Here is a 24,547-nt window from a genome sequence, read left to right as displayed (position 1 = left end):
GGGAAACGGCCCGTGGAGCCGCCTGCTGAGCCCCGGACGACAGACCGATTCACCCGACCGCTTCCCGCTGCGCTGGTGGTCATCCCCGGCACGAACGGCACCGTTACGTTCGTGCATCAGCAGAAGGGGCCCTACGCCGGGAACTGGTTGCTGCCTGGCGGTGGGATCGAGCCCGGTGAGACGGCCGAGGCGGCGGCGCGCCGAGAAGCGTTGGAGGAGACCGGGTGCCAGGTGGAATCGCTGCGCCCGGTCGCGGTCTACGAGTTCTTCGGCCGGTGGCGGAACGGCGATTATCACCTGCTGATGTTCGCTTTCGCCGCAGCGGAGCCGGTGACGGTGCCGCGGGGCTTCCGCGGTGACGGGGTAGGCCGGATCATCCAGGCTCGGATCGATGAGATCCAGTTACACAGTACGGACCTGCAGATCCTGACCGACGCCGGCTTCGCAGCGTTCGGTCGAGACGACATCAACCGGGCGCTGTCCGCCGACAGGATCACCATGGTGGCGCACGCCATCGCGGGGTCGACGACGATGGCCCCTGGGCGCACCGAGGGAGGAATAGATTCATGTCGCTGACCTATCCCGACGGACGCGCGGGCCTCGCCGATGAGGTGGCGGACGGAACGGACCCGTTGGAAGGTCTGGCCAGGCAATTGCTGGTGGAGATCGGTGAGGACCCCGGCCGTGACGGTCTGCGTGAGACTCCGGCCCGCTATGCTCGCTGGTGGCGGGAGTTCGTCGGGTTTGACCCCGGCAACACCGAGACAGCCTTCGAGCAGGTTAACCACGGACAGCTGGTGCAGGTCAACGACATCAGGGTGTGGTCCCTGTGTGAGCACCACCTACTGCCATTCTGGTGCGACATCTCCATCGCTTACCTGGCCAAGGACAAGCTGCTGGGGCTGTCGAAGTTCGCCAGAATCGCCCACCACCACGCCCACCGGCTTCAGGTGCAGGAACGGCTGACCGGCGCCATCGCCGACGCGATCGAGGCCCTGTGCGGTGTGCCCGACGTCGCGGTACGAGCCAAGGGCGAGCATCTGTGTATGACGATGCGCGGTATACGCAGCCCGGCGACGATGTCCACTCTGGTGCTACGCGGGGTATTTAAGGATGACCCGCACATGCGGAACCTGCTGTCGTGAGGAGGGTAGAGGCGGTTCTGTTCGACTGGGCGGGTACGCTCACCCCATGGGCGAACGTGGACGTCGCCGGATTCTGGGCCTTGGCTGCGGCCTACGTGGTGGGACGGAACCCCGAAAAGACCGCGGCAGCATTGCTGGCGGCAGAGCGCGAGCTGTCGGTCCGTGCCCGTGAGCGACACAGCTCGGCCACACTGGCCGAGCTGTTCTCCCTCGCGGGAGTGCCGCACACCGAGCAGGCCGCCGCCGCGTATCTGGACGCTTGGACACCTCACACGCTACTCGACCCGCTGGCTCCCAGGCTGCTGACCGAGTTGCGCGAGCGCGGTCTGCGGGTGGGCCTGCTATCGAACACCACGTGGCCGCGCGAGCGGCACGAGGCCATCTTCGCCCGCGACGGTGTGCTGGACCTGTTCGATGGGGCCGTCTACAGCAGCGAGATCCCCTGGGCCAAGCCGCACCCGGAGGCCTTCCGTTGCGCCCTGCGTGCGGTGGGGGATGTGCCACCGGAAAATGCCGTATACGTCGGAGATCGGCTCTACGAGGACGTGTACGGCGCGCGGGTGGCGGGTCTTCGCGCGATCCTCATCCCTCACAGCGAGGTGCCGGAGAAGGAGTTGGTGGCCATCGAGGACACCACTCCGGATGCGGTGATCTACCGCTTGGACGATCTGTTGGCAATCATCGACGGCTGGAACGCTCCCGGGGTACCGGTTGAAGGTGTGAGTTGAGCGCCGTTTCTCGGACAGCTGGGTAGTACTTGTGTTTCGCAGTTTCGCGGCCTGGTCGTGCCATGCAAGACCCATGATAGCACTGCGGAGGCCTCCACTACGCCGCCGATCGCGGCTAGTGGAGCGTGATTCCGCTTCGTTTATATGAAGCGCTGCGCGCTAGAATGGTGGCATGGAGCTTTCGGCAGAAGATCTTGCGGAACTGCGAGGCATGATAAATGATCGAGACGTTCCCGTGAATGTCGCCACGCGGGCGCGGATCATCCTCTTGCATGCCGAACACCGGCTGAAGAAGGACATCGTCGCACTGGCCGGTGTCTCGTTGCCGACCGTGAATCAGTGGATCTCGCGGTGCGAATCCGAGGGGGTCCAAGGACTCCTCGACCGATCGCGCGCCGCGGGAACAGGTGCCGGCGAACATTCGCAGCCGCGTCCTTGCTCTCACGCGGGCCACTCCGCCGGCGGAAACAGGACTGACGCACTGGTCGTCGCGGGAGCTGGCGAAGTACGTCACGCGGACCACGGGGGTTTCGATCTCCTGGCACTTCGTCGCAAAACTCTGGCGGGAGAACCACCTCCAACCCTGGCGGCAAGGCACCTTTAAGCTTTCTCGTGACCCGGAGTTCGCCGACAATGTCATGGATATCGTCGGCCCCTACCTCCCCGCCGACGGGCGCGGTGGTGCTCAGCTTCGACGAGAAGACGCAGGTCCAAGCACTGGACCGTACCCAGCCGTTGCTGCCGATCACGTTCGACGCCACCGAGAAGCGTACCCACGACTACGTCCGCCACGGCACCACCAACCTCTTCGCGACAATCGAAGTCGGAACAGGCAAGGTCTTCGGTGAATGCCGCCCCACCCGCACCGGCGACGACTTCCTGGAGTTCGTCAAGAAAGCCGTGAAACCCCACAACGGCAAAGAAATTCACATCATCCTCGCCCTTTCAAGGCGGCAGCGCCATGCTTGCTTCGGAGCAACACTCAAACCGATCTCTCGGTATACGTGTGCAACCTTGGGGTGGTACCGCTTGTCCTCGTGCACGCGCGAGCGCTGCTGACCAGCACCCCCGAGGGTCGCACGGCCTACCTGGACGGCGACGTGCGCGACCCGGCCCGCATCCTCGAACACGCCGCCGAGACCCTCGACCTCACCCAGCCCGTCGCCCTGATGCTCGTCGCGATCATGCATGCGATCCCGGACGACCACGACCCGCACGCCGCTGTGCGCACGTTGCGCGACGCGCTGCCGCCGGGCAGCTACCTGGTGCTGTCGCACCTCGGGCTCGATGTCTACCCGGACAAGACCCACCTGAAGGTGGGCGTCGACCAGGTCAACGCCGCCGCCCCCGGCACCCTGTTCCCGCGGACCCGCGACCAGGTGGCCGGCTTCTTCGACGGCTGGGAGCTGATCGACCCCGGCCTCGTCCCCGCGCCCGCCTGGCGCACGACCAGCGAGAAGGTGTCCGCGATGTGGGCCGGCGTCGCCCGCAAGCCAGCCACCTAGCCTCGCCACCGCACCGTCTCAGCCCCGCGTGCTTGCCCGCAGGCTAGATGTCGGTAGCTGCCGCTAGCGTCCGCACCGACCACCGTGTGCTCGACCGGCTCCTGGAGGCTTCCATGACCCGATCCGACCAGCCATCCCAACCAGGGCTTGTCGCCGTCGAGGGCCTGCGCTGCACGGGGACGACCACGCTGGCGATCGTGCTCGCCAGCCAGCTCGGCGCCACCGTCATCCCCGACCCGGCCGACCTCTCCTCACCACTGCCGTACCCACCGAGGACCCTCGGCGACGTCCACTCCGGCCTCGATCATCTGTGCCGGGTGGAGTGGCAACGCGCCGAGGTCGCCCGCCGGGCACGCACCGGCCTCGTGCTGTTCGACCGCAGCCCGCTGTCGCACATCGCCCACCAGCACGCCGTCGCGCAGCTCGGCGTGCCCGCCGACCCTGGCTACGCCGCCCAGACGTTCACCGCCGCAGCCAGCGCGGGGATCACGCTGCGCCCCGGCCGCTACCTGTATCTGCGGCTGTCCCACGCCGCGGTCGCCGTGCGGCAACGCCGCCGCGGACCGGTGCACCCGCACCTTGTCGACCCACGCTTCCTCGCCGCCGCTGACCGTGCCTTCCTGCGCTACCTGGACGCGCTGCCCGACGACCGGCGCCTGGTGCTCGACGCGGGCCTGCCGGTCGGCCGGCTGGCCTCCGCTGCCGCGGCCTTCCTCGCCGCGGAACCGACCTCGCCGCCCCCTGGCGCCTGGACACTCACGCTCGACGCCCCGCAGATCGTCCCGGCGCCGTCGTCCACGTCACCCCGAGCTACCGCGGCCGGCGCCGTTAAGGCGAGACTGTGATCGTGTCCGAATCCTGCTCGGTCGACCGGCAGCTGCGGGCGGCAGCGTTACGTTTTGGTCGACGCCGCCGAGCCGTCCGGGTCGGTGTCCCCGTGCTGGTCTGCGCCCCAGGGTTCTGGCTGTGGGTCCAGCTGGTCCGTACCGGCCTCAGTACCAGCTGGGTGGCGCTGTTCGGGACCTGGTTTGTCGGGACCATGGGCGTCGGCCTGGTGCTCGCCAGCCGGCGGTTTCTGCTGCTGTTGGACCGCCTGCCGCTGGCGCCACCGGGATGCCGGCTGGCCTACCACGCGCTGCGCCTCGATGAGCTCGCCCGCGACCCCGAGCTACGTGGCCTCCTGAGTGGCGTTCTCGTTGACGCCGCGGACACGCTGGACGGCGCCGCCCACGCCGCCCGAGCGCTCCAGCGAAGCCTCGATCAGCAGACGCCGGCGGGTACGGCTGTCACGGACATCGCCGCCTACGCGGCGTCCAGCGCCGAGCAGGTCCGCAGCGACATTCTGCGCGGGGTTGAGGAGTTCCTCGCGATCTGGGCAAACCTCGTCAACACGCTGGGGAGAACCGTCGAGCCCGGCCCGCCATCAGAACCGTCCGGAGCCGAACCGCCGGCGGATGCAACCCGGCGGGTGCCGGCAGATCTTGCCGAGATCTCGCGCATCCTGGTCGGCCTCGCTCAACTGGCCCTCACCCGGCCCTGAGTCGCCGGCCAGCGGCCCGCACCCTGGGAAGGATCAAAGTCCGCTGCCCTCCTGCGCCGTCCGACTCCGGCGCTACGCGCTCAGCGGGACGACGGTGACGGTGTCCCACCGATAGGTCCGGCCGTCGCGGTACAGCCGCACCAGCCGAAGATCGGCCACGGAGACCTCGGCCGGGGGCAGGTCACGCAGCCCCGCGACCCGGCGGATGATCGGCTCTGCGGGCGTGTCGCGGTTGCAGTAGGCGATGCCAACGTGTGGACGGAAAGGCTGCTTGACGGCGGGCAGGCCACAGGCGGCTGACGAGTCGTCGACGGCGTCCCGCAGTCGGACCAGGGCTTCCCAGGGGGTGACGGTGAAGCGGACCGCGCCGCTCGATCCAGCCAGCGGTCCGACCCTTAGCCGGAACGCCGGCCGGTCACGGCACCGTTCGGCGACCCGGCGGGTGACCGTGGCGAGGGTGGCGGGGGCGATCTCGTCGGTGAACGCGAGCCGACGCACGGTGAGGTGCAGCCCGCCGGCGGGCACCGGGTCGAGACAGTCGAGGTCGCGTAGCTGTTGTTGGCAGGTCGCGGCGAGGTCACGCAGCGCGGCGCTGTCGAACGTCAGGAACCAGTGGAAGCTGCGCCGACCTGGGGTCCAGCCGGGCCGGTCCCAGTGGTTGGTCATGGAGGGCAGGACGCGGAAGCGTTCCCAGTCGTCGTGGACCGGGTCGTGCTCGCTCACCGCGGCGCGCCGCGGGTTGTCAGTGCCTGGGACACCTCGGCCAGTTCGGCGACAGCGGGCAGGGCCCGCCAGGGCGCGGTGCGGCGGGCGAGTTCCCGGCCGCGCTGGCGGATCGACTCGATCGACGCGGCACCAGCGCGAGCGAGCGGTTCGAGGCCGAGCACGGTGGCGACATCGAGGATGATCAGGACGCCCCTCGGTCGCCATTCAGCGCGTCTCATCTGTTCTGTCCTAATGCACCCGCTCCCCAGGGGTCGGAGGGGCCTGCGGGAGGACAGGCCGTCTGAGACTCGGGCACCCCTTCGGCGAGGTCGCTCGACTGTTCGGCTAGGTCCACTGAGACCTGACAGGTGCGTTCGCGGCAACCGAAGGGCGTCCATGAACGCGACGCGCGACATCGGCGGCATGCTGTCCGCCTGCCGCCACGGCTCGACGGCGGCCTCTGCACGCCTCATACCCCCCGTTCGGGTGGTGCCAGCGATCTAGCGGGATAGCCCGATCAGAGGGTGATAGCTAGTCCTGCCGAGTCATTTCCCGCTGGGTCGCCGGTCCGACTGCGAAGTTAGAACGCCGGAATTCGGCACGGCGGGGGTAGTCCTAGATAGAGGGGTTTTCCCTTTCCAGGACGGGTTGGCCGTCTGTTGGGATTTCCTGCGAGGTGGGCGCTGTGGAGGTCCGGGCTCGTACATCAGGACAGCGTTGCCGGGCGCGGCTGGGCACGGCCGGCGTCAGCGTCCTGGCCGCCGTCGTGCTGCTCCTCGCGGCGTGTAGTTCGGACGGCGGTTCCACGCCCGACCCGGCCGCCAGCAGCGGCCCTGTCTCCTCGCCCGCCTCGTCGAGCGGGACGCCGTCGCCGACGCCGACGTCTCCGGCGGACCTCGCCCGTCGGGATGCGCTCGCCGCGTATGTCGGGATGTGGAAGGCGTACGCGCAGGCCAGCCACACCTCCGATTGGCAGGCGCCGTATCTGTCGCAATATGCCTCGGGTGACGCTTTGCAGGTCATGACCGGAAATCTCTACGCCGACCATTACAACGGCCTGATCTCGAAGGGCGAGCCGGTCAACAACCCGAAGGTGACGTCGGTAAGCCCGGAGGACGCGCCGAAGTCGGTGATGATCGACGACTGCGCCGATACCCGGAACTGGCTGGTGTATCGGGCCGACGGCTCGTTGCTGGACGACAAGCCGGGTGGCATGCGTCGAATTCTCGCGGAAGCGCGGCTGCATACGGACGGATTGTGGCGCGTCACCCGGTTCGGAGTTGGGGACCTGGGATCATGCTGAAGCGCCGGCTCACCTTCCTCGCTGTACTCGCGCTGGCGATGATCGGATGCCTCGCTGTTCCGGCAGCCGCCATAGACCCACTTGGCGGCACGGGGTGCAGCCAGAATCCCTCTCCAGGATGCGAGCTTTGGGCAGGAATCCCAGGGGGGCCATCGCCAGCTCCCGAAGCAGAACCGCCGTCCGCAGGCTCCGAGGCCAACGGAGGTAGCGGTTCAGGACGGACCGCGCCACCCGGTGACAGGGCTTTGGACCCGCCCGCATTGCCGATAGCGGATTGCGCGTATGTCCGCAGCGACTATCAGCCGCCCGCGGGCGGCGTGCGGCCCGCCTCCTATCAGCCGCCGTCAGCGGGTGGGCTGGTGGTGCGGCCGGCGGTGCTCGGTTCATCGGGGTTGTCGGTGCGTCCGGTGGCGTCTCAGCCAGGGCAGGGGCCGGGTGCTTGGTACATCTACCGGTGCGCGTCGGGCGGTGAGCGGGACGCGTTGTATCGGGCGCCGGTGTGGATTCCGGACGCGGCGCCGGGCACGGGGCCTGCCCCGGACCCGGAGGCGTTGGCGGAGCAGGCGCGTAACCAGCTGCGGCTGGCTGGCCCGGCGATCGGGATGAGCCCGGTTGCCGATCAGATGGTGCGGCTACCGACATGGCTGTGGCTGGACCCCGCTGGGTGGCAGCAGGTGGCGGCGACGGCAGCGGCGGGTGGGGTGTCGGTGACCGCGGTTGCCAAGCCCGTGGCGGTGGTCTGGTCGCTGGGGGATGGCGGGACGGTGACCTGCACGGGTCCAGGTACGCCGTTTCCGGCCGGGGCCGATCCGAAGAGCGCTTCGCCGGACTGCGGCTACACCTATACCCGCCGGTCGCTGGACGAGGCGGGTGGGACGTTTGCGGTGACGGCGGCGGTGCGCTGGGACGTGACCTGGGCCGGCGCCGGCCAGACAGGGGTGTTCCCGGGGCTGACGACCGTGTCGACAACGGCGGCCCGGGTGATCGATGTTCCCGCGCTGACGACGGGCGGTGGCTGATGACGACCGTGACTGGCACGACCGAGGTGACCGGGACGGGCAGCCCTCCCGTCGACAGTCTGCTGGGCGGTGTCCGGTGGTGACGGCTCCGTCCTCGACGCCGCGTGCGGCGGGTCCGGACCGCGCCGGCCGGCGGACAGGTGGTGCTCCGGCTGCCCGGCTGACGGGCGGTCCGCGGCGCCGCCGCCGGGTTCCGTATCTACTGCTGGGTGTGGTGCTGGTGGTGGGCTGCGCCGCCGCCGGTCTGGTCGCGGGTGCGCGGGTGGGGTCGCGGGAGCCGGTGCTGGTGCTGGCCCGGCCCGTGACGGTCGGCCATGTCCTGGCCGCCGAGGACGTGCGGGAGGTGCGGATCTCCGCCGACGGCGTCGACACCATCCCGGCCGGCGACCGGGACAGCGTCCTCGGTAAGCCGGTCGCCTACAGCCTGCCCGCCGGCACCGTGCTCAGCCGCGCGGCGGTCGGGGCCGCGCAGGTCCCGCCGCCCGGGGAGGCGATCGCGGCGGTCGCGTTGAAGGCCGGCCAGTTCCCCACCGGTCTGGCACCCGGCTCGCGGGTGACGGTCGTGGTCGCTCCCGCCACTAGCGCGGTAGCGACCGCGCCCGCCGGCAGCGCCCGGTCGTGGCCGGCGACGGTCGTGGCCGTGGTGGCGGCGGACACCGAGCAGACGACGGTGGTCTCTCTCCAGCTCGCCGAGGCCGACGCCCACGCGTTGGCGGCGGCCCCGGCCGGACAGATCGGCGTCGTCACGATCAACGGAACCGGCGGGTGATCCTGTGATCATCGCTGTGGGGTCGTTGAAGGCGTCGCCGGGTGCGACGACGCTGGCACTCGCGCTGGCGGACCGTTGGCCCGCGGACGCCGGAGACCCCCTTCTGGTAGAGGCCGATCCCGCTGGCGGCGATCTGGGCGCGCGGTTCGGACTGCTGGCGGGCAGCCGTGGGCTGGTCACGCTCGCCGCTGCCGGCCGTCGCGGCGGCGGGCAGCGCTCCGCGGCGGACCACGCCCACGAGCTGCCCGGTGGTCTTGCGGTCATCCCCGCGCCGGCGGGCGCCGAGCAGGCCAGCCACGTGCTCGGCGAGCTCGACGGTGGGGGCTGGTCGCTGCTGTGGTCGGCGGCGCGGTCCGGCGTACGGACGGTGATTGTGGACTGCGGTCGGCTCGATCCGCGGTCGCCCGCGGGGCCGGCGCTGCGGGCGGCCGATGTGCTGTTGCTCGTCGTGCGCGCGCGAGATGACGAGCTGGCGCATCTGGCGGCGCGGATGCACGTGGTGCAGGGCTGGGCGGTGCCGGCCTGGTATGTGGTCGTCGTCGCCCAGCCGCACCGGTCCGCGGACTACCGGGTCCGTGAGATTGCCCGGGTGCTGGGTTCGCGGGTGCTGGGCCCGGTGCCGTATGACGCCACGGCCGCGGGGGTGCTCGCCGGCCGTCGCCAGACCCGCACCGGGATCGGCCGGTCGAAGCTTGGCCGGACGGTGGCGGGCATGGCGGACTATCTCGCCGCCACGGTGCCGGTCGGCCCGGAGCGCCCGGCACTGGTGCCGGGCGGGTTCGACGGCCGGGCCGCGTTGCCGCCGACGAGGGCGGTGCGGCGATGACCGTCCCGTCCTGGCCCGACCCCCGCCGCCCGGCGTCCGGTAACGGCGCGGGCAGGCCCGGTCCGTTTCTTCCCTGGACCGGTGGCGGTGGGGGTCCGTCCGCGCCGACCGATCTTCCGGGCCGTGCCTCGGGGTCGGCGGCCGACGCCCTGCGTGTCCGGCTCCGGGACGGGCTGCGGGCCGCGCTCGCCCGCCGGCTGCGCGCGGACGAGGAGGCAGGCTCCCCGCCGCTGACCGCGCAGGCGCGGGAGGCGTTCGCGCTGTCCGTGCTTGTGGATCTGACCGAGGCGCACACCACCGCCGAGCTGGCCCGCGGTGCGGGGGTCCTGTCACCCGAGGACGAGCAGCGCGTCCTCCACGAGGTCCTCGCCGAAGTCCTCGGACTCGGCGGCCTCGAACCGTTGCTCGCCGACCCGTCGATCGAGAACATCAACATCAACGGGGATCGGGTGTTCATCCGCCGGGCCGACGGCAGCCGACACCGGCTACCAGCGATCACCGACTCGGACGCCCAGCTGGTCGGCCTGATCCGGGACCTGGCCGCGCACGCCGGGGTCGAGGAACGGCGCTGGGACCGCGGCGCCCCCATGGTCAACTTCCACCTGGCCGACAAGAGCCGCGTGTTCGCGGTCATGGCGGTCACCCAGCGGCCGTCAGTGAGTATTCGCCGGCACCGGTTCCGCCACGTCACCCTCGCGGCGCTGCGCGCGAACGGCACGATCGACTACGGGCTGGAAGCGCTGCTGGCCGCGCTGGTAGCGGCGCGGAAGAACATCGTGGTCGCCGGGGGCACGGCGATCGGGAAGACCACGATGCTGCTCGCATTGGCCGACCAGATCCCACCGCACGAGCGGCTGGTGACCGTCGAGGACGTCTACGAGCTCGGGCTGGACACCGACGCGCAGGCCCATCCGGACGTGGTCGCGATGCAGGTCCGCGAACCCAACACCGAAGGCGAAGGCGCGATCTCCGCGTCCGACCTGGTCCGGGCCGCGCTGCGGATGTCTCCGGACCGGGTGATCGTCGGGGAGGTCCGCGGGCCTGAGGTCATTCCGATGCTCAACGCGATGTCCCAGGGCAACGACGGTTCGATGACCACGCTGCACTCCTCGACCAGCCGCGGCGTCTTCACGAGGTTGGCCAGCTACGCCGTCCAGGGCCCGGAACGACTTCCCGTCGAGGCGACGAACCTGCTGATCGCCAGCGCGATCCACGTGGTGGTGCACCTCGCCGAACCCCGAGGCGAACGCGGCCGACGGGTCGTGTCCAGCGTCCGGGAGGTCGTCGACGCCGACGGCACCCAGGTGATCACCAACGAGCTGTACCGACCGGGACCCGACCGGCGCGCCCTGCCGGCGGCACCGCCGACCGGGGAACTGCTCGACGACCTGATCGACGTGGGGTTCGACCCGGACGTGCTGTCCCGGGGGTGGTGGGGATGACCGGCGTGTTCGGGCTGCTCGGTCTGGGTGTCGGCGCCGGTCTGCTGCTGATCGTCTACGGCTGGCGCGGCGTGTCCGACGAGGAGGAGGCGCCCCGCCCGGCGCGCAGGCCGTGGGCGTGGCCGTGGCGGACCGATCCGCGGTTCGGCCGGTGGGCCGCCGCGTCGGTCGCCGCGGGGATCGTGGCCGGGGCGGTCACCGGCTGGGTCGTCGGCGGGCTGCTGATCGCCCTGGCGGTATACGGGCTGCCGCGGATGCTGGGCCCGGACCGGGACCAGGCCCGCCAGGTCGCCCGCACCCAGGGCATCGCGGTCTGGGCCGAGCAGCTACGCGACACCCTCGCGGCTGCGGCCGGTCTGGAGCAGGCGATCCTGGCCACCGCGCAGACCGCGCCGGCCGCGATCCGCAGCGAGATCGCGCTGCTGGCCGCGCGGATCGAACGCCGCGAACGCCTCGGCCCGGCGCTGCGCGGCCTCGCCGACGACCTGGACGACCCGCTGGCCGACCTGGTGATCGGCGCGCTGATCCTCGCCAGCGAGCACCAGGCCCGCCAACTGTCCGGACTGCTCGGCCAGCTCGCCGCTACCGCCCGAGCCCAGGTCGACATGCTGGGCCGCATCGAGGTCGGCCGGGCCCGGATGCGCACCACGATGCGGGTCGTCGTCGTGACCAGCATCGTGTTCGCCGGCGGGCTGGTCGTGTTCAACCGGCCCTTCCTGGACCCCTACAGCACGGCCGCGGGCCAGCTGGTCCTACTCGCCATCGGCGCGATTTTCGCTGCGGGGTTTGTCTGGCTTCGCCGCATGGCACGGATCGAGAACACTGGCCGATTCCTTGACCAGGACGATCCGGCGCCGCAGGCCGCGGGAATGATCCCCGCGACGGTGGGGCGGGAGTCCCGATGAGTGTGCTGCTGATGCTGCTCGGCGTCGGGGCCGGGGTCGGCCTGTGGGCGCTGGTGGTCTGGCTGTTCCCGCCTCGGCCTTCCCTGGACGAGGTCCTCGCCCGGCTCAACCCCACCCCCGCACCGCCTGCCGCCCCGACGACGGTGCCGGCGGAGCAGGACGGGTGGGCCGTGCGGATGGGCCGGCCGTTCGTCGGCCTGCTGCGCGCCGCCGGCCTGCCCACCGTGGCACTGCGCCGGGACCTGGCCACGCTGGGTCGTTCCCCCGAGGCCCATCTCGCGGAGAAAGCCACCGCCGCGGTGGCCGGCCTGCTGTTTCCCTCGGTGGTGGGGCTGGCGTTCGCGGCGGGCGGCCGGCCGTTTCCGTGGGCGGTGCCGGTCGCGGTCGCCCTGCTGCTCGGCGTTGTCGGGTTTTTGCTGCCCGACCTGACCGTGAAAGCGGAGGCCGACCGGCAGCGCCGGGCCTTCCGGTACGCCCTGTCGGCGTACCTGTCGCTGATCCAGGTGCTGCTCGCCGGCGGCGCCGGGGTCGAGACCGCGCTGACCGACGCGGCGAACGTGGGCAACGGCTGGCCGTTCGCGGCGATCCGCCGCGCGCTGCGCACCGCCCGCGAAACCCGGATCAGCCCCTGGGTGGCACTCGGCCAGCTGGGTGCGGAGCTTCAGATCTCCGAACTGACCGAGCTTGCCGACGCGGTCGCGCTCGCCGGGACCGAAGGAGCCCGCGTCCGCCAGTCTCTGGACGCGAAGGCCGCCGCGCTGCGGGTCCGCCAGGCCCAGGACGCCGAAGCCGACGCCAACGCCGCGACCGAACGGATGAGCATTCCCGGTGTCCTGATCGCGATCGGTTTCATCCTGTTTGTCTTCTACCCGGCCCTGACCCAGATCACCCGATCCCTATAACTATTTCGACTGTTGGAGGAGCCGTGCTCGGTCGTCTCCATACCTGGTGGTCACATATCCGTGACCGCTACACGAAGGCGCCGCCCGATAGGCGCGACGCGGGGAACACCACCGAGAACGTCATCTGGATCGCGTTCCTGGCGGCGCTCGCGCTGACCGTGATCGGTATCTTCGGCCCGCAGATATTGGACGCCGCGCGCAGCGTGGTCTTCCAGTAGCAGGACCCGACGATGGCAGCCCGGCTCCGTCCGGTCAGGGACCGCTGTAGGGAGTTCGGTAAACATGTCCACCGAGCCGGCTACCTGTCCACTCGGTGTCCAACGGCCGGCTGTCTGTCCACTGCCGCAGGCTCAGGCTACGCCAGGCCGCGCCAGAACGGCGCCGACGGTGCTCCATCACGCCGCCCCTGTTCCGCAGATTTCGACGGCCTCTCCCCGCGTCCGGACCGCGCCAAGGATCGACTGCTCGCCAACTCCACGAACCCACGACCGACGGAAGAACGATCAGGTATTGCGAAGAAATGGACAACGACTCCGGCGCGCAGGAAAGCGCATCACGTCCTCGACACGCCTCGGGTGGACAGGTACACCGCGCGACACGCCGCCCGAGTGGACATCTTCTCTGGCGTTCCTACAACCGCCGCCGCCCCCACCCCGGCCGCCTTGGATCGGCGCGCCGGCCCGCTGGGGGCAGTCCCAGCATGTCGCGACGGGCGCTCCCGAGATCTCGCGGCGTCCGACCGGACCGAGGGCGGCGGTGCACACGACCCACGCCGACGCCTCGTCGTCGCCGGGACGCCGGGGCGCTGACCGTCGAGATGATATTCGTGCTGCCGCTGCTGTTCACGGTCGTGCTGCTGCTCGCGCAGGTCACGGTCTGGGCGCACGCCCGTCACATCGCGCAGGCCACCGCCAGCCGTGCGCTGGTCGCCGCCCGCGCCGACGGCGGCAGCGCCGCCGCCGGCGAAGAACAGGCGCAGGCGACCCTCGATCAGCTTGGCCGGTCCAGCCTCACCGGTCCCGAGGTCACCGTCACCCGCGAGGGCGAGCAGGCGACTGTCCATGTCCACGGCACCGCCGCGAGCGTCATCCCTGGGCTTCGCCTCGGGATCGACGCCGACGCGGCCGGGCCCGTCGAGCAGCGGCGGCCGGAGGCCCCGTGACCGGCGAACCCACGTGTGCCCGTCGTGGCCCTGACCGGGGGTCGGCCACTGCCGAGCTCGTGCTGATCCTACCGGCCCTGCTGCTCATGCTGCTGTTCCTCGTGCTCTGCTACCGGGTCTCGGACGCGAAGCTGCGCATCGCCGACGTCGCCCACCAAGCCGCCCGCGCGGCCTCCATCGCCCGCACCCCCGCCCAGGCGGTCACCGACGCGCGCAGCACCGCGCAGACCGCGCTGGCCAGCGCCGGGGTCACCTGCCAGGACCTGACGGTCGACACTGACACGGCCGGGTTGGCGCCGGGCGCGCTGGTGCGGGTGACCGTGACGTGCACGGCCCGGCTGGACGATCTCGCGATGCTAGGCACCCCGGGCAGCGCAACCCTGCATGCGAGCTCCACCTCACCGGTGGACATCTATGGCGATCAGCTGGGACAGGCGCCGTGAGCCGCCGACGGCCCGATCGCCGCGGGCGGGACGAGGGAACGGTGACCGCGTTCGTCGTGGTGCTGTTCGCCGCGTTCGTCATGTTCGGCGGGCTGATCGTCGACGCCGGCGGCGCACTCGCCGACAAGACAGAGGCCATGGGAATCGCGCAGGAAGCCGCCCGCGCCGGTGCCCAGCAGCTCGATCTCACCGTGCTGCGTCAGGGCGGCACGGTCCGGCTGCTGCCGGACCAGGCGGTCGCCGCCGCCCAGTCCTACCTCGCCCAGGCCGGTGCCACCGGCACCGTGACCATCGTCGACAACACGGTCACCGTCACCGTCACCGCCGTGCACGACAACCTGCTGCTCGGCGTCGTCGGGCTCGACACCCTCACGGTCACCGCAACCGGCAGCGCCCACCCGGCCCCACCGGTCGGAGCCGTCCCGTGAGCCGGCCGCCCGCGCGCCGCCGGCCCCGTCCCGCCCGGCGCAGGGGCACCGCGGGTCTGCTGCTGGTCGGCCGGCTGCTGCGCGCCCTGGTCGCCCTGGCCGCGCTGGTCGCCCTGGTCGGCGGGCTGCCCTGGGCGCTGTGGCACTTCGTCGGCTGGCCCCTACCCCACCACGTGCCGTCCTGGGCAGAGGTCTCGGCGAGGCTGACCGGGCCGATGGACGACACCCTGCTGCTCGACGTCCTCGCGGTGCTGCTGTGGCCGCTGTGGTTCGCCTTCGCGGTCTCGGTCACGCTGGCCGTGCCCGAGGTGGTGCGCCAGGCCCGCTGGCCCGGCCACGGCGTCGCGCTGCCCGCCCGGGGGATGCGCGGGTTCGCCACGTTCCTGCTCGGCGCGATTCTCCTGACCGCAGCCCAGTCCCGCGGCCCGCTCACTCCGTCCAGCGGTCCCGCCGCCGCCGCGGCGGCGGCCACCGCGCCCGTCAGCCCCAGCTTCGTCACCGTCGCCGCGGCCACCCCGATCGACGCGGCGCTGCCCACGGCGGCACCGGGCACCGTCGTGGTCCAGCTGCCGGCCAATGGCGTCTACGACTCGCTGTGGCGGATCGCGGACCGCTGTCTGGGCGACGGCGCCCGCTGGCCCGAGATCTGGGCGCTCAACCAGGGCGTCGTGCAGGCCGACGGCCGTGCGCTGACCCAGCCGGGCCTGATCCGCCCCGGCTGGGTCCTGACCCTGCCCACCCAGCCCGCACCTGAGGCCCCGCCGACGGACCCGCCCCGCTCCAGCCCGCTGCCCTCGGCGCCGCCCGTGCCGGGACCGTCCTCGACTGCCCCAGGACCGACGACGACCCCGCCGGCCGCACCCACGACCCCCGCGCCCTCCACGACCTCGCCGGGCCCGCCAACACCCGGCCCGTCATCCGCAGCCGGCGGCCCGACAACCGTTCCGACCTCGCCGGCTCCCACAGCTCCGCCGACCACATCGGCTGTGCCCGCCCCGCGCCCGCCCGCGCCGGCCCAGCGGCCGGGGGTGCAGTTCCCCTCGGGCGGCTACCTCGGGTTGGGCGCGGTCGCGCTGCTGGTCGTCGCGCTGTTCACTGTGCGGCTGTGGCGCCGCCGGCACTACATCCCTGGCAGCGGCCGACGCGACGACCTGGAGGAGGCGCCGGTCATCCGCCAGCTCGCCGTCGCCTACAACACGGCCACCGCCGAACGCGACGCCGACGGCGAGCTGGTCGTTGTCCGCCCGCCGGGCGACCCGCACATCATGGGCCGCCGCCACGCGGCGGCCACCGCCAACGCCCACGCCGCCCCACCCGGCACCCGGGTTGTTGGCACGACCGGCGACAGCCAGCCGCTCGCGCTCGACCTGGCCGCCACCCGCGGCCTCGGGCTAATCGGGCCCGGTGCGGACGCCGCGATCCGCGCTCTGCTCGTCGCGGTGCTCGCCGACCGTCACCAGCCCGCCGCCGCCCCCGTCGAGATCCTCATCCCGGCCGCCGACGTGCGGCGGCTGCTGGGGGAGGACAGCACCGCCGCAGCGCCGCAGCGGCTGCACGTCGTCGCCGACCTGGCCACGCTGCTGGACCGCCTCGAAGCCGACGTCGTCACCCGGGCACGGCGAGCCGCGGCCGGCGAGGACCCGAGCCGTTCCGCCCTGGTCGTCGTCGCGGCCCCCGACCAGACCTCGGATCGCCGGCTACAAGCCGTGCTCGACAACGGCTCCCCGCTCGGTCTCGTCGGCATCCTCTACGGCCAGTGGCGCCCCGGAGCGACCGTCCGGGTCCGACCCGACGGGGTGGTCGGCGCCGCCAGCCCCGACATCGCCGCCGCCCTGATCGGCAGCCGTCTGTTCACCCTGCCGGAGAACGACACCGCCCAGCTGCTCGACCTGCTCGCCGACGCCGATGCACCGGCCGCCAACCAGGAGGAGTTCCGGCGGGCAAACCCTACCCAGGGGCCCCCGCCCCCGCCTCCCACCTCCGCTCCGCCCCTCGATGACCCCGCAGTCACGTCTGCGGCGACGCCGCCCGGAGCCCGGCCAAGACGAGACACGCCGCCGGACCCAGTCGAGCCGCCGCCTCCCGGCGGCGGTGGAGCAGGCGCAGCGGAGCCCGTTGACGCAGCACCGCCGCCGGCGCCCGCCGCGAGCGCGCCGCGGGGGGCACAACGCCCACCGCAGGCGACCACGCCGTTGCTGCTCACCCTGTTCGGCCGGCTGCGGCTGCTGTACCGACCGGCATCGGACGGCGACTACCAGCCTGTGGACGGCATCGGGGGCCCGAGCCGGGAGATCCTGGCCTATCTCGCCGCCCATCCCGACGGTGCCCGCCGCCGGGTCATCATCGACGCGGTCTGGCCCGAGGACGGCAAGTCCCAGCGGCTGCGGGACAACCGGTTCTACGCCGCCATCAGCCAGCTGCGCCGCGCCCTTATCGCCGCCACCGGCGGGGCGATCGACGACGTGTTCGACCACGACGACCGACTCTGGCGGCTGCGCCGTGACCTGATCACTGTCGACCTCTGGCAGGTCGACGAGGCCCTCGCCGCGCGGCGGCGCGCGACGACCACCGCCGACGAGCTCGCCGCGGTCCTCCCGCTGGCTGCCACCTACACCGGCCACCTGTCCGACGACATCGCCGGTACCTGGGCCGAAACCCACCGCGAGAACCTGCGCCGCCAGGTCTCCGACGCGCTCGCCAGCATCACCGCCACGGTCGGCGAGGACAACCCGCAGCGCCTGGAGCTGTTGGAGGCGCAGCGCCGCCTCGACCCCTACAACGAGCAGCTCTACTGCCAGATCGCCGCCACCCAGGCCCGTCTCGGCCAGCACGACGCCATCGCGGCCACCTACCGCCAGCTGGTCGCCGCCCTCGCCGAGATCGGCGAGCGGCCCACCCCCAACACCGATCGCATCTTCCAGGCCGTAATGCAGCCCGGACCGCCCGGTGCGCGTTCAGCCTGAACGCGGCCGACGGTTGCCGCCGCTCTTTGCGCGGCGCCGCCGTTCGGCCCACGCCCGCCGGTCGATCTCCAGCAGATCCTCATGCGCCGCCGCCCACTGCGCCATCGGCGTCACGAGATCCGCCAGCTCCTTCGCCGCCGGCGTCAACCAGTAGACCGTCCCGAAAGGGAAGGCACGCTCCCGCGCACGCTCGACCAGCCCCCGGCGCTGCATCCATCGCAACGTCCGGGTCAACACAGCCTCCTGGATGAGCGGCTGCGGCCAACGCCGGCCCCGCGGAACGTCATAGCTGCGCAGGGTGCGCAACAAGCCCGTATACGGCTGCGGACCGCTCGACAGCGCGACCAGCACGTCCGGCAGCCAGCCAGGGTTCAGCGTGCGGCGCAGATCGTGCAACAGAATGCGCTGATCAGGACCAGACAAATCGTCAATCCCTGTCACACTCACTCCCACGGAAGATCCGCAGGCCCATCCGGGCCCGCTCGACCGTTCCGCCGCGCAGCGCGACTGCCTCGCCGCCTTCGACGCCCCCGTAGCCCCTCTGCGTGACGGGCACTTCGCCCAAAGGCTGCACTACTGCCCGCAAGGTGACAATCCGATATACGGCCGTCACCAGCGCCGCGCAGGGGGCGTCCGCTGCCCAGCCGTACGGGGACGCTGGCCGGGTCGCGCCCCCGCATCCCCAGCTACCTGCGACAACGCCCTCACCTGACGGCAAGACCGCATCACTCGCCCAGCTCGCGGTGGCCGGCATGATGCTCATCACGTCGCGCGATCCCGCAGGCCCTCCAGCCTCCGGACGGCTCATCGCGGCCAGTATCACGAGCCCGCCTCCAGCCGCGGGGCGCCGGCCAGTCAGGGGGCTGGACGTCGGCGTCGCTCCCCGGCGATGCGCGCAACTCGACTCGACCGCGCCTCCCTCACCCCGGAACGCCCTGCCGGACGAACAATAGCCTGCGCGGCCTCGACAACTGCGAAAACCGCCTCTTCCGGAATCTCACGCAGCACGCCGAACCCCTTTAGGCCAGCCATATAGTCATGTGGGCCGCCGATCGAGGATTCTTATCCCGCTTGGAGTGATCGGACGGAGATGGCGACTCCGAGCGGGCCGGTCGCCGCTGGTTGGCGAGCGCCAGTGCACCGGCCGCCGTCGCAGTCGGCGGGTGCTGGCATCGCCAGCAGGAGCGCCACAGGTCCTTGATCAGTGGAGTTGTCGAGATGCCGGGCCTCTCGCTGTCCCCTCGCCAACTGCGACGGCGACTCGCCAATGAGATCAGACCCCTACAACCCCGTGTAGAGGTCGCTTGAAAATCAGCAGCCTTTCCTGGGAGTTCGCGCCTATCTGAGAGCAGCGCCCAGGGGCGCTGTCGCGACAGCCGAGCCGTGGGACGGCCGGCCGCGGTGGTGCCCAGCGAGCTCCCAGTGAGGCGTTTGCGCTGGTAAGCCTCCACGGTCACGTAGACCTGACCATCGCTGCTCATGCAGTGCTCACATCCAGTGGCCGCTGCTCGCCTCGGACCGATCCCTACTAGGACTTTGTTAGGTTGTTGATCGTGTGGTTGTGGGGTGGGGATCCGGGTCTGGTTGGCTGCTTGCTGTGACGCCGGAGGAGATGGCGGTGGTGCGTCCGGTCGTGGAGGAGTTCGCGGCGCGGATGTTCGTGGATCTGCCGCGTAGGGATCAGCGGGCCAAGGGTGAGCTGTATCTGCGGGGGCTGCTGTTGGACGGGAAGCGCAAGAGCGTGCAGCCGATGGCGGAGCGCCTCGGGGTGGATCATCAGCAGTTGCAGCAGTTCCTGCGGAACTCGACGTGGGACTACGCCGAGGTTCGCGCCCGGCTGGCCGGCTGGGCGGTCGGGTTCGTCCGCCCGGAGGCGCTGGTCATCGATGACACGGGCTTCGTGAAGGACGGGGCGGCGTCGCCTGGGGTGGCCCGGATGTACTCGGGGACGTTGGGCAAGGTCGGGAACTGTCAGATCGGGGTGTCCGTGCACGCGGCGACGGACTGGGCGTCGGCGGCGCTGGACTGGCGGCTGTTCCTGCCTGCCAGCTGGGACGACACCGGCCTCGACGACCCGGACGAGGCCGCGGTGGTGCGTGCCCGCCGCGAGAAGGCAGGTGTTCCCGACGGTGCGCGGCATCGGGAGAAGTGGCGTCTGGCGCTGGACATGCTCGACGAGATCGCCGGCTGGGGTGTGCCCGCCCGGCCGGTACTCGCCGACGCCGGCTACGGCGACTGCGCGCAGTTCCGCCAGGGCCTGACCGACCGCGGCCTGGTCTACACGGTCGGGGTCACCCCGACCGCCACCGCCCACCCGGGGGCCGCCGAACCCGTGACCGCGCCGTACACGGGCAGCGGTCGCCCGCCGCTGCCTGCCTACCCGGACCCGCCGGCGACCTTGAAAGCCCTGGTCCTGGCCGCCGGCCGCGGTGCGCTGCGGTGGGTGACCTGGCGGCGCGGCACCCACAAGACCCCCGGCAACACGGCCGCGCTGATGCGCTCCAGGTTCCTGGCCCTGCGGGTCCGCCCCGCCGCCAAAGCCCTGACCCGAGACGATGACCGCAGCCTGCCCGCCTGCTGGCTGCTCGCCGAATGGCCCCCTGGCAAGAACGAACCCACCGACTACTGGCTGTCCACCCTGCCCCCGGACATCCCCCTGCGCCGACTCGTCCGGCTCGCGAAGCTGCGCTGGCGCGTCGAGCACGACTACCGCGAACTCAAAGACGGCCTCGGCCTGGACCACTACGAAGGCCGATCCTTCGACGGCTGGCACCGCCACGTCACCCTCACCTGCCTCGCCCAAGCCCTCTGCACCCAGCTGCGCCGCACCCCAAAAGCCCCTGCGCCGGCCTGACCCTCTACGGAGTCCTCCGCATGCTCCAGACCCTGCTCGCCGTCTGGACCGGCGCCTGCCACACCTGCCACCGCCCCTACGAACCGCTACCAGCCAAGCCAGCCAGAGTCACCTAACAAAGTCCTACTACAGCCCGTGTAGGAATCGCTTGGAGATGGCCACTCCGAGCTGCCAAGTCACGGTAGTTGGCCAGCGCAGGTGCACCGGCAGCCATCGCTGTTGGCCAGCGCTGTAGGGGCCAGCGCGATGCACAGCGAGGCTCTGACCAGCGGATTGGCCAAGTAGGTCGAACTCTGGCCACGCAGTGGCCAAATAACCCGGCGAGTGGCCATCCCCGCCCTGAGCTTGGCCCCCTACGGCGGACACCTGCGGTGTGGGGTCAGCGATCGTCGTCTGGGGACGATCGGGGCAGGTGTGCGGCTTCGTAGTCGATGGGGCTGAGCATTCCGAGACTGGAATGCCGGCGTTTCGGATTGTACCAGCATTCTATCCATTCGAAGATGGCGTTGGCAAGTTCGTCGCGGTTCTCCCAGGTGTGTCGGTCGAGTACCTCGAGTTGTAGGGTGCCCCAGAAGGACTCCATCATCGAGTTGTCGTAGCAGTCGCCGACCGTGCCCATCGACGGGAGTAGTCCGGCGATGCGCAGCCGGTTTCCGAACGCCCACGATGTATATTGCGTTCCGTGGTCGCTGTGCAGGATTGTCTGTTTCTCTGGTGGCCGTCGGCGAAGGATCGCCATGCCGAGGGCATCGAGGACGAGTTCGGTGCGGATGTGGTGCGCGATTGACCAGCCGATGATGCGCCTCGAATAGGCGTCCATCACGGCCGCGCAGTAGAGTTTCCCGTCTCCGGTGGGGTGTTCGGTGATGTCGGTCAGCCAGAGCCGGTCTGGGGCGTCGACGGCGAACTGCCGGTTGACCAGGTCCTCGGCGGTCGCCTCGGCGACAGGACCGCGGCGGGCTCGGCGCCGGTAGACGCCCTGCAGGCCGGCCTCTCGCATCAGCCTCGCGACCCGTTTGTGGTTGACCGGCACGCCCAGGCCGAGGGCGAGTTCGGCGTGGACCCGCGGCCAGCCGTAGGTCCCCCGCGACTCGAGATGAATGCGTTCGATCTGTTTCGCGAGCAGGGTGTTCTCCTGTTCCCGTAACGACGGTGGCCGGCCGATCCAGTCGTAATATCCCGACCGGGACACGCCCAGTACTCGGCAGGCCACCGCGACATCCACATCCAGTTCCGGGTCGTCGGCGAGCTCACGGACCAGCCGGTAGATCAGTTTGGGAGGATGTTCTCCCGGGCGAAGTAGGCGGCCGCGCGCTTGAGAATCTCGTTTTCCATCTCCAGGCGCTTCTTGTCTCGGCGCAACTGGGCCAGCTCACGCTTCTCCACGCTCGTCAGGCGGTTCTCGCCGCCGTTGTCGTCCGCGTCGGCCTGGGCGATCCAGTTACGCAGACACGACTCACTGATCGTCAGCTGCTTCGCGAGCGCCGCGATCGGCGTGTCGCCACGGCGGGCGAGTTCGACCGCACGCCGGCGGAACTCGGGCGGGTGTGGAGCGGGCATGGTCGACATCCTCCCTGGTGGCCGGGGGCCACCTCAGGTGAGGTGTCCGTGCTCGGGGGCCAAGCTCACCCGATCCCTACAGCCCGTCGGACCCCCCACCGGACCCCCCACCGGACCCCCCACCGGCACGCCCGTAAAGGCGGGTGGGCGGACAGATCGCCGTTGGCGCAGGTCAGACGAGGCGTGCCACCCACCCAAGCACTCCGCGACTTAATAGCGAGGCAACGAGCTGACAGTCGATGCGGGATCGGCGTGCTGGCGCTGTGCGGTCCCGGATGGGTCTGGTCTCGGGGTTCGCGGCGTGCTCCTTTCGATCCGTGTTTAGCTCTGTCTGGCGCTTTTCTGTTCTTGGCTTTTGCTTTGCTTTTCGCTCCTCCCCCTTTCTCTTTCGACTCCCGATTGCCGCACTCGCGCTCCCGAATGTCGTTTCCATCATTGCGTCATCACTCAAAGAATCATGAATTGGTGGACGATTGGGGGTTGTGTTCGGGCGCGCATAGACGGAGAATTAGATATCGGCACCGGGAGCGGGACGACACCCCCGGGAGTTCCCCCAAAGTAGAGGAGAGACCTCGTGACCAATGGCGCCTTTTCTTCGGACACGCCGTCCGCTCTTCCGGGCGCGAGAGTCCAGCCGGAAGACATGGCGAGAGTGACGGCGGACGACTGGCGCGCGATTCAGACCAAGGCGCGCAAGTTCTGCCGCGTCTTGGACGCCGTCCACTCACGTAAGCGGATGGACGGAAACGCGACCATCACCGGCCGTGGGTACGGCACAGCGGACGCGAGCGACGACATCACACAGGATGCCGTGTTGCTGTTCGCCCAACTGCTTGGGAAGATCATCCGGAAGTTTGAGCCTGTGACCTACTCCGTGGCCACGCGGGAACCGGACTCGTGGCTCTACGTCACGAGGCAAGGCGGGACCTTCCTTGCCACCCGTGACAGCATCCAGTACACCGCCATGCGGGACGCTGCCCGACGCAACGGATACCAGATCGACAAGAAGCCTGACGAGATCGACGCGACCCCCGGGGCACAGCAGATGAAGGCCGTCGCCCGTATGGAGTTCGTAGCCGTCGCGACGCACCTTGCCGCCAACAGTGAGGCCATCTGGGGACTCGCGTTCGGTGACGGCAGGGAATTCCCGGTTCTCGCGGACGTGCTCAACGAAGGAAACAAGGCCGATGACATCGGACGCGCGGGCATCCTTTCCAAGGTGGCACAGAAGCGCCACGGGGGCGCCTACGGTTCCCGCCGCGCCGTGATCCGTACCCGTGACGCTGCCTTGGCGGAGTTCCGGGAGCTGTCGGAACGGGCCGACGCCGTACGGGAAATGTTCACCTACCGCGCCACGCGGGACGGCAAGGAAGACTGACGCTCCATCTGTCCCCACGGAGAGGGCACCGGGAGAACCTCCCGGTGCCCTCTCCGCATTTCTGAGCAACTTTCCCGGCTGGACGGTCGGGACGCTTCCGGGCGCGTAACAAGGTAGAGGGTGGAAACGCCCGAGCCTGCCTGGTGAGCGTCTTTCCGGCTGGACGGTCGGGACGCCTCCGGGCGCGTAACAAGGTAGAGGGTGGAAACATCCGAGCCTGCCTGGTGAGCGTCTTTCCGGCTGGACGGTCGGGACGCTTCCGGGCGCGTAACAAGGTAGAGGGTGGAAACGCCCGAGCCTGCCTGGTGAGCGTCTTTCCGGCTGGACGGTCGGGACGCTTCCGGGCGCGTAACAAGGTAGAGGGTGGAAACGCCCGAGCCTGCCTGGTGAGCGTCTTTCCGGCTGGACGGTCGGGACGCTTCCGGGCGCGTAACAAGGTAGAGGGTGGAAACATCCGAGCCTGCCTGGTGAGCGTCTTTCCGGCTGGACGGTCGGGACGCTTCCGGGCGCGTAACAAGGTAGAGGGTGGAAACATCCGAGCCTGCCTGGTGAGCGTCTTTCCGGCTGGACGGTCGGGACGCCTCCGGGCGCGTAACAAGGTAGAGGGTGGAAACATCCGAGCCTGCCTGGTGAGCGTCTTTCCGGCTGGACGGTCGGGACGCCTCCGGGCGCGTAACAAGGTAGAGGGTGGAAACATCCGAGCCTGCCTGGTGAGCGTCTTTCCGGCTGGACGGTCGGGACGCTTCCGGGCGCGTAACAAGGTAGAGGGTGGAAACATCCGAGCCTGCCTGGTGAGCGTCTTTCCGGCTGGACGGTCGGGACGCTTCCGGGCGCGTAACAAGGTAGAGGGTGGAAACATCCGAGCCTGCCTGGTGAGCGTCTTTCCGGCTGGACGGTCGGGACGCTTCCGGGCGCGTAACAAGGTAGAGGGTGGAAACATCCGAGCCTGCCTGGTGAGCGTCTTTCCGGC

27 protein-coding genes are annotated in these 24,547 nt (G+C 70.5%); 22 read left to right on the top strand and 5 right to left on the bottom strand.

Annotated elements, in window-relative coordinates; all coding sequences use genetic code 11:
- Positions 1-12: 12 nt before the first annotated feature.
- From FRANCCI3_RS08820 to FRANCCI3_RS23310, 8 genes are all read left to right on the top strand, one after another.
- The gene (locus FRANCCI3_RS08820; RefSeq protein ID WP_308726845.1) at positions 13-576 is read left to right on the top strand and encodes an NUDIX hydrolase; all 564 of its coding nucleotides are present in this window, start codon (positions 13-15) and stop codon (positions 574-576) included.
- Positions 567-1,145, top strand: coding sequence for a GTP cyclohydrolase I (folE, locus tag FRANCCI3_RS08815; RefSeq protein WP_011436186.1), 579 nt, complete (start codon positions 567-569; stop codon positions 1,143-1,145). The genes FRANCCI3_RS08820 and folE overlap by 10 nt, the downstream gene beginning before the upstream one ends.
- Complete coding sequence (locus tag FRANCCI3_RS08810; protein WP_011436185.1) at positions 1,142-1,873, top strand: HAD family hydrolase; 732 nt, start codon at positions 1,142-1,144, stop codon at positions 1,871-1,873. The genes folE and FRANCCI3_RS08810 overlap by 4 nt, the downstream gene beginning before the upstream one ends.
- 172 nt (positions 1,874-2,045) lie before the next feature.
- Complete coding sequence (locus FRANCCI3_RS24315; RefSeq protein ID WP_201783650.1) at positions 2,046-2,477, top strand: helix-turn-helix domain-containing protein; 432 nt, start codon at positions 2,046-2,048, stop codon at positions 2,475-2,477.
- 77 nt (positions 2,478-2,554) lie between these two features.
- Complete coding sequence (locus tag FRANCCI3_RS27900; RefSeq protein ID WP_157858574.1) at positions 2,555-2,932, top strand: transposase; 378 nt, start codon at positions 2,555-2,557, stop codon at positions 2,930-2,932.
- The gene (locus tag FRANCCI3_RS08800) at positions 2,893-3,378 is read left to right on the top strand and encodes an SAM-dependent methyltransferase (protein WP_236701514.1); all 486 of its coding nucleotides are present in this window, start codon (positions 2,893-2,895) and stop codon (positions 3,376-3,378) included. Before FRANCCI3_RS27900 ends, FRANCCI3_RS08800 begins: the two co-directional genes overlap by 40 nt.
- 113 nt (positions 3,379-3,491) lie before the next feature.
- On the top strand, positions 3,492-4,223 hold the full coding sequence (locus FRANCCI3_RS08795; protein WP_011436182.1) for a hypothetical protein: 732 nt from the start codon (positions 3,492-3,494) through the stop codon (positions 4,221-4,223).
- 2 nt (positions 4,224-4,225) lie between these two features.
- Entirely contained in the window at positions 4,226-4,918 is a 693-nt protein-coding gene (locus FRANCCI3_RS23310; protein WP_051569483.1) for a hypothetical protein, read from the top strand.
- A 72-nt stretch (positions 4,919-4,990) separates the two neighbouring features.
- Here the strand turns inward: FRANCCI3_RS23310 and FRANCCI3_RS08785 are convergent, their stop codons facing one another.
- Together FRANCCI3_RS08785 and FRANCCI3_RS08780 are read right to left on the bottom strand one after the other, a co-directional pair.
- Positions 4,991-5,641, bottom strand: coding sequence for a 2'-5' RNA ligase family protein (locus FRANCCI3_RS08785; RefSeq protein WP_011436180.1), 651 nt, complete (start codon positions 5,639-5,641; stop codon positions 4,991-4,993).
- The gene (locus tag FRANCCI3_RS08780; RefSeq protein ID WP_035958835.1) at positions 5,638-5,862 is read right to left on the bottom strand and encodes a hypothetical protein; all 225 of its coding nucleotides are present in this window, start codon (positions 5,860-5,862) and stop codon (positions 5,638-5,640) included. The genes FRANCCI3_RS08785 and FRANCCI3_RS08780 overlap by 4 nt, the downstream gene beginning before the upstream one ends.
- A gap of 527 nt (positions 5,863-6,389) precedes the next feature.
- Between FRANCCI3_RS08780 and FRANCCI3_RS26785 the strand changes: the two genes are divergently transcribed.
- The 12 genes from FRANCCI3_RS26785 to FRANCCI3_RS28690 all read left to right on the top strand — a co-directional run bounded on the left by FRANCCI3_RS26785 (position 6,390) and on the right by FRANCCI3_RS28690 (position 17,785).
- Positions 6,390-6,926: a hypothetical protein gene (locus tag FRANCCI3_RS26785; protein WP_236701513.1), complete on the top strand. Its 537-nt coding sequence runs from the start codon at positions 6,390-6,392 to the stop codon at positions 6,924-6,926.
- 260 nt (positions 6,927-7,186) lie between these two features.
- A complete protein-coding gene (locus FRANCCI3_RS26045) occupies positions 7,187-7,945 on the top strand; it encodes an ATP/GTP-binding protein (RefSeq protein ID WP_236701512.1) in 759 nt (252 codons plus the stop codon).
- A gap of 79 nt (positions 7,946-8,024) precedes the next feature.
- Positions 8,025-8,714, top strand: a complete 690-nt coding sequence (locus tag FRANCCI3_RS08765; protein WP_108913817.1) for an SAF domain-containing protein — start codon at positions 8,025-8,027, stop codon at positions 8,712-8,714.
- Positions 8,715-8,718: 4 nt separating this feature from the next.
- Positions 8,719-9,540 (top strand): MinD/ParA family ATP-binding protein, encoded by an 822-nt coding sequence (locus tag FRANCCI3_RS08760; RefSeq protein ID WP_011436175.1) that lies wholly within the window; start codon positions 8,719-8,721, stop codon positions 9,538-9,540.
- On the top strand, positions 9,537-10,982 hold the full coding sequence (locus tag FRANCCI3_RS08755) for a CpaF family protein (RefSeq protein WP_011436174.1): 1,446 nt from the start codon (positions 9,537-9,539) through the stop codon (positions 10,980-10,982). The genes FRANCCI3_RS08760 and FRANCCI3_RS08755 overlap by 4 nt, the downstream gene beginning before the upstream one ends.
- Complete coding sequence (locus FRANCCI3_RS08750; protein ID WP_011436173.1) at positions 10,979-11,887, top strand: type II secretion system F family protein; 909 nt, start codon at positions 10,979-10,981, stop codon at positions 11,885-11,887. Before FRANCCI3_RS08755 ends, FRANCCI3_RS08750 begins: the two co-directional genes overlap by 4 nt.
- The gene (locus FRANCCI3_RS08745) at positions 11,884-12,789 is read left to right on the top strand and encodes a type II secretion system F family protein (protein WP_011436172.1); all 906 of its coding nucleotides are present in this window, start codon (positions 11,884-11,886) and stop codon (positions 12,787-12,789) included. The genes FRANCCI3_RS08750 and FRANCCI3_RS08745 overlap by 4 nt, the downstream gene beginning before the upstream one ends.
- A gap of 23 nt (positions 12,790-12,812) precedes the next feature.
- A complete protein-coding gene (locus FRANCCI3_RS08740; RefSeq protein WP_035958833.1) occupies positions 12,813-13,007 on the top strand; it encodes a hypothetical protein in 195 nt (64 codons plus the stop codon).
- A gap of 587 nt (positions 13,008-13,594) precedes the next feature.
- The gene (locus tag FRANCCI3_RS08735) at positions 13,595-13,951 is read left to right on the top strand and encodes a TadE family protein (RefSeq protein ID WP_258165191.1); all 357 of its coding nucleotides are present in this window, start codon (positions 13,595-13,597) and stop codon (positions 13,949-13,951) included.
- The gene (locus FRANCCI3_RS08730) at positions 13,948-14,394 is read left to right on the top strand and encodes a TadE/TadG family type IV pilus assembly protein (protein ID WP_011436170.1); all 447 of its coding nucleotides are present in this window, start codon (positions 13,948-13,950) and stop codon (positions 14,392-14,394) included. Before FRANCCI3_RS08735 ends, FRANCCI3_RS08730 begins: the two co-directional genes overlap by 4 nt.
- A 41-nt stretch (positions 14,395-14,435) precedes the next feature.
- On the top strand, positions 14,436-14,822 hold the full coding sequence (locus FRANCCI3_RS08725) for a pilus assembly protein TadG-related protein (RefSeq protein WP_108913816.1): 387 nt from the start codon (positions 14,436-14,438) through the stop codon (positions 14,820-14,822).
- Positions 14,819-17,785 carry a BTAD domain-containing putative transcriptional regulator gene (locus FRANCCI3_RS28690; RefSeq protein WP_011436168.1) on the top strand — a complete coding sequence of 989 codons (2,967 nt, stop codon included), beginning with the start codon at positions 14,819-14,821 and terminating at the stop codon, positions 17,783-17,785. The genes FRANCCI3_RS08725 and FRANCCI3_RS28690 overlap by 4 nt, the downstream gene beginning before the upstream one ends.
- Here the strand turns inward: FRANCCI3_RS28690 and FRANCCI3_RS08715 are convergent.
- Positions 17,777-18,208, bottom strand: coding sequence for a winged helix-turn-helix transcriptional regulator (locus FRANCCI3_RS08715; RefSeq protein WP_236701511.1), 432 nt, complete (start codon positions 18,206-18,208; stop codon positions 17,777-17,779). The genes FRANCCI3_RS28690 and FRANCCI3_RS08715 overlap by 9 nt on opposite strands.
- Positions 18,209-19,382: 1,174 nt before the next feature.
- Between FRANCCI3_RS08715 and FRANCCI3_RS08705 the strand changes: the two genes are divergently transcribed.
- Positions 19,383-20,639: an IS701 family transposase gene (locus FRANCCI3_RS08705; RefSeq protein WP_373420611.1), complete on the top strand. Its 1,257-nt coding sequence runs from the start codon at positions 19,383-19,385 to the stop codon at positions 20,637-20,639.
- A gap of 379 nt (positions 20,640-21,018) precedes the next feature.
- Here the strand turns inward: FRANCCI3_RS08705 and FRANCCI3_RS08700 are convergent, their stop codons facing one another.
- Together FRANCCI3_RS08700 and FRANCCI3_RS08695 are read right to left on the bottom strand one after the other, a co-directional pair.
- The gene (locus tag FRANCCI3_RS08700; RefSeq protein WP_011436165.1) at positions 21,019-21,864 is read right to left on the bottom strand and encodes an IS3 family transposase; all 846 of its coding nucleotides are present in this window, start codon (positions 21,862-21,864) and stop codon (positions 21,019-21,021) included.
- A 44-nt stretch (positions 21,865-21,908) separates the two neighbouring features.
- Positions 21,909-22,199, bottom strand: coding sequence for a transposase (locus FRANCCI3_RS08695; protein ID WP_011436164.1), 291 nt, complete (start codon positions 22,197-22,199; stop codon positions 21,909-21,911).
- 574 nt (positions 22,200-22,773) lie between these two features.
- On the opposite strand from FRANCCI3_RS08695, the gene FRANCCI3_RS08690 reads away from it, so the two are divergent.
- Complete coding sequence (locus FRANCCI3_RS08690; RefSeq protein ID WP_011436163.1) at positions 22,774-23,577, top strand: hypothetical protein; 804 nt, start codon at positions 22,774-22,776, stop codon at positions 23,575-23,577.
- Positions 23,578-24,547 lie beyond the last annotated feature (970 nt).

The organism is Frankia casuarinae, assembly GCF_000013345.1.
Taxonomy (GTDB): domain Bacteria; phylum Actinomycetota; class Actinomycetes; order Frankiales; family Frankiaceae; genus Frankia; species Frankia casuarinae.
Note: the sequence above shows the minus strand (reverse complement) of the source record. Positions and strands in the feature narration are given on the sequence as shown.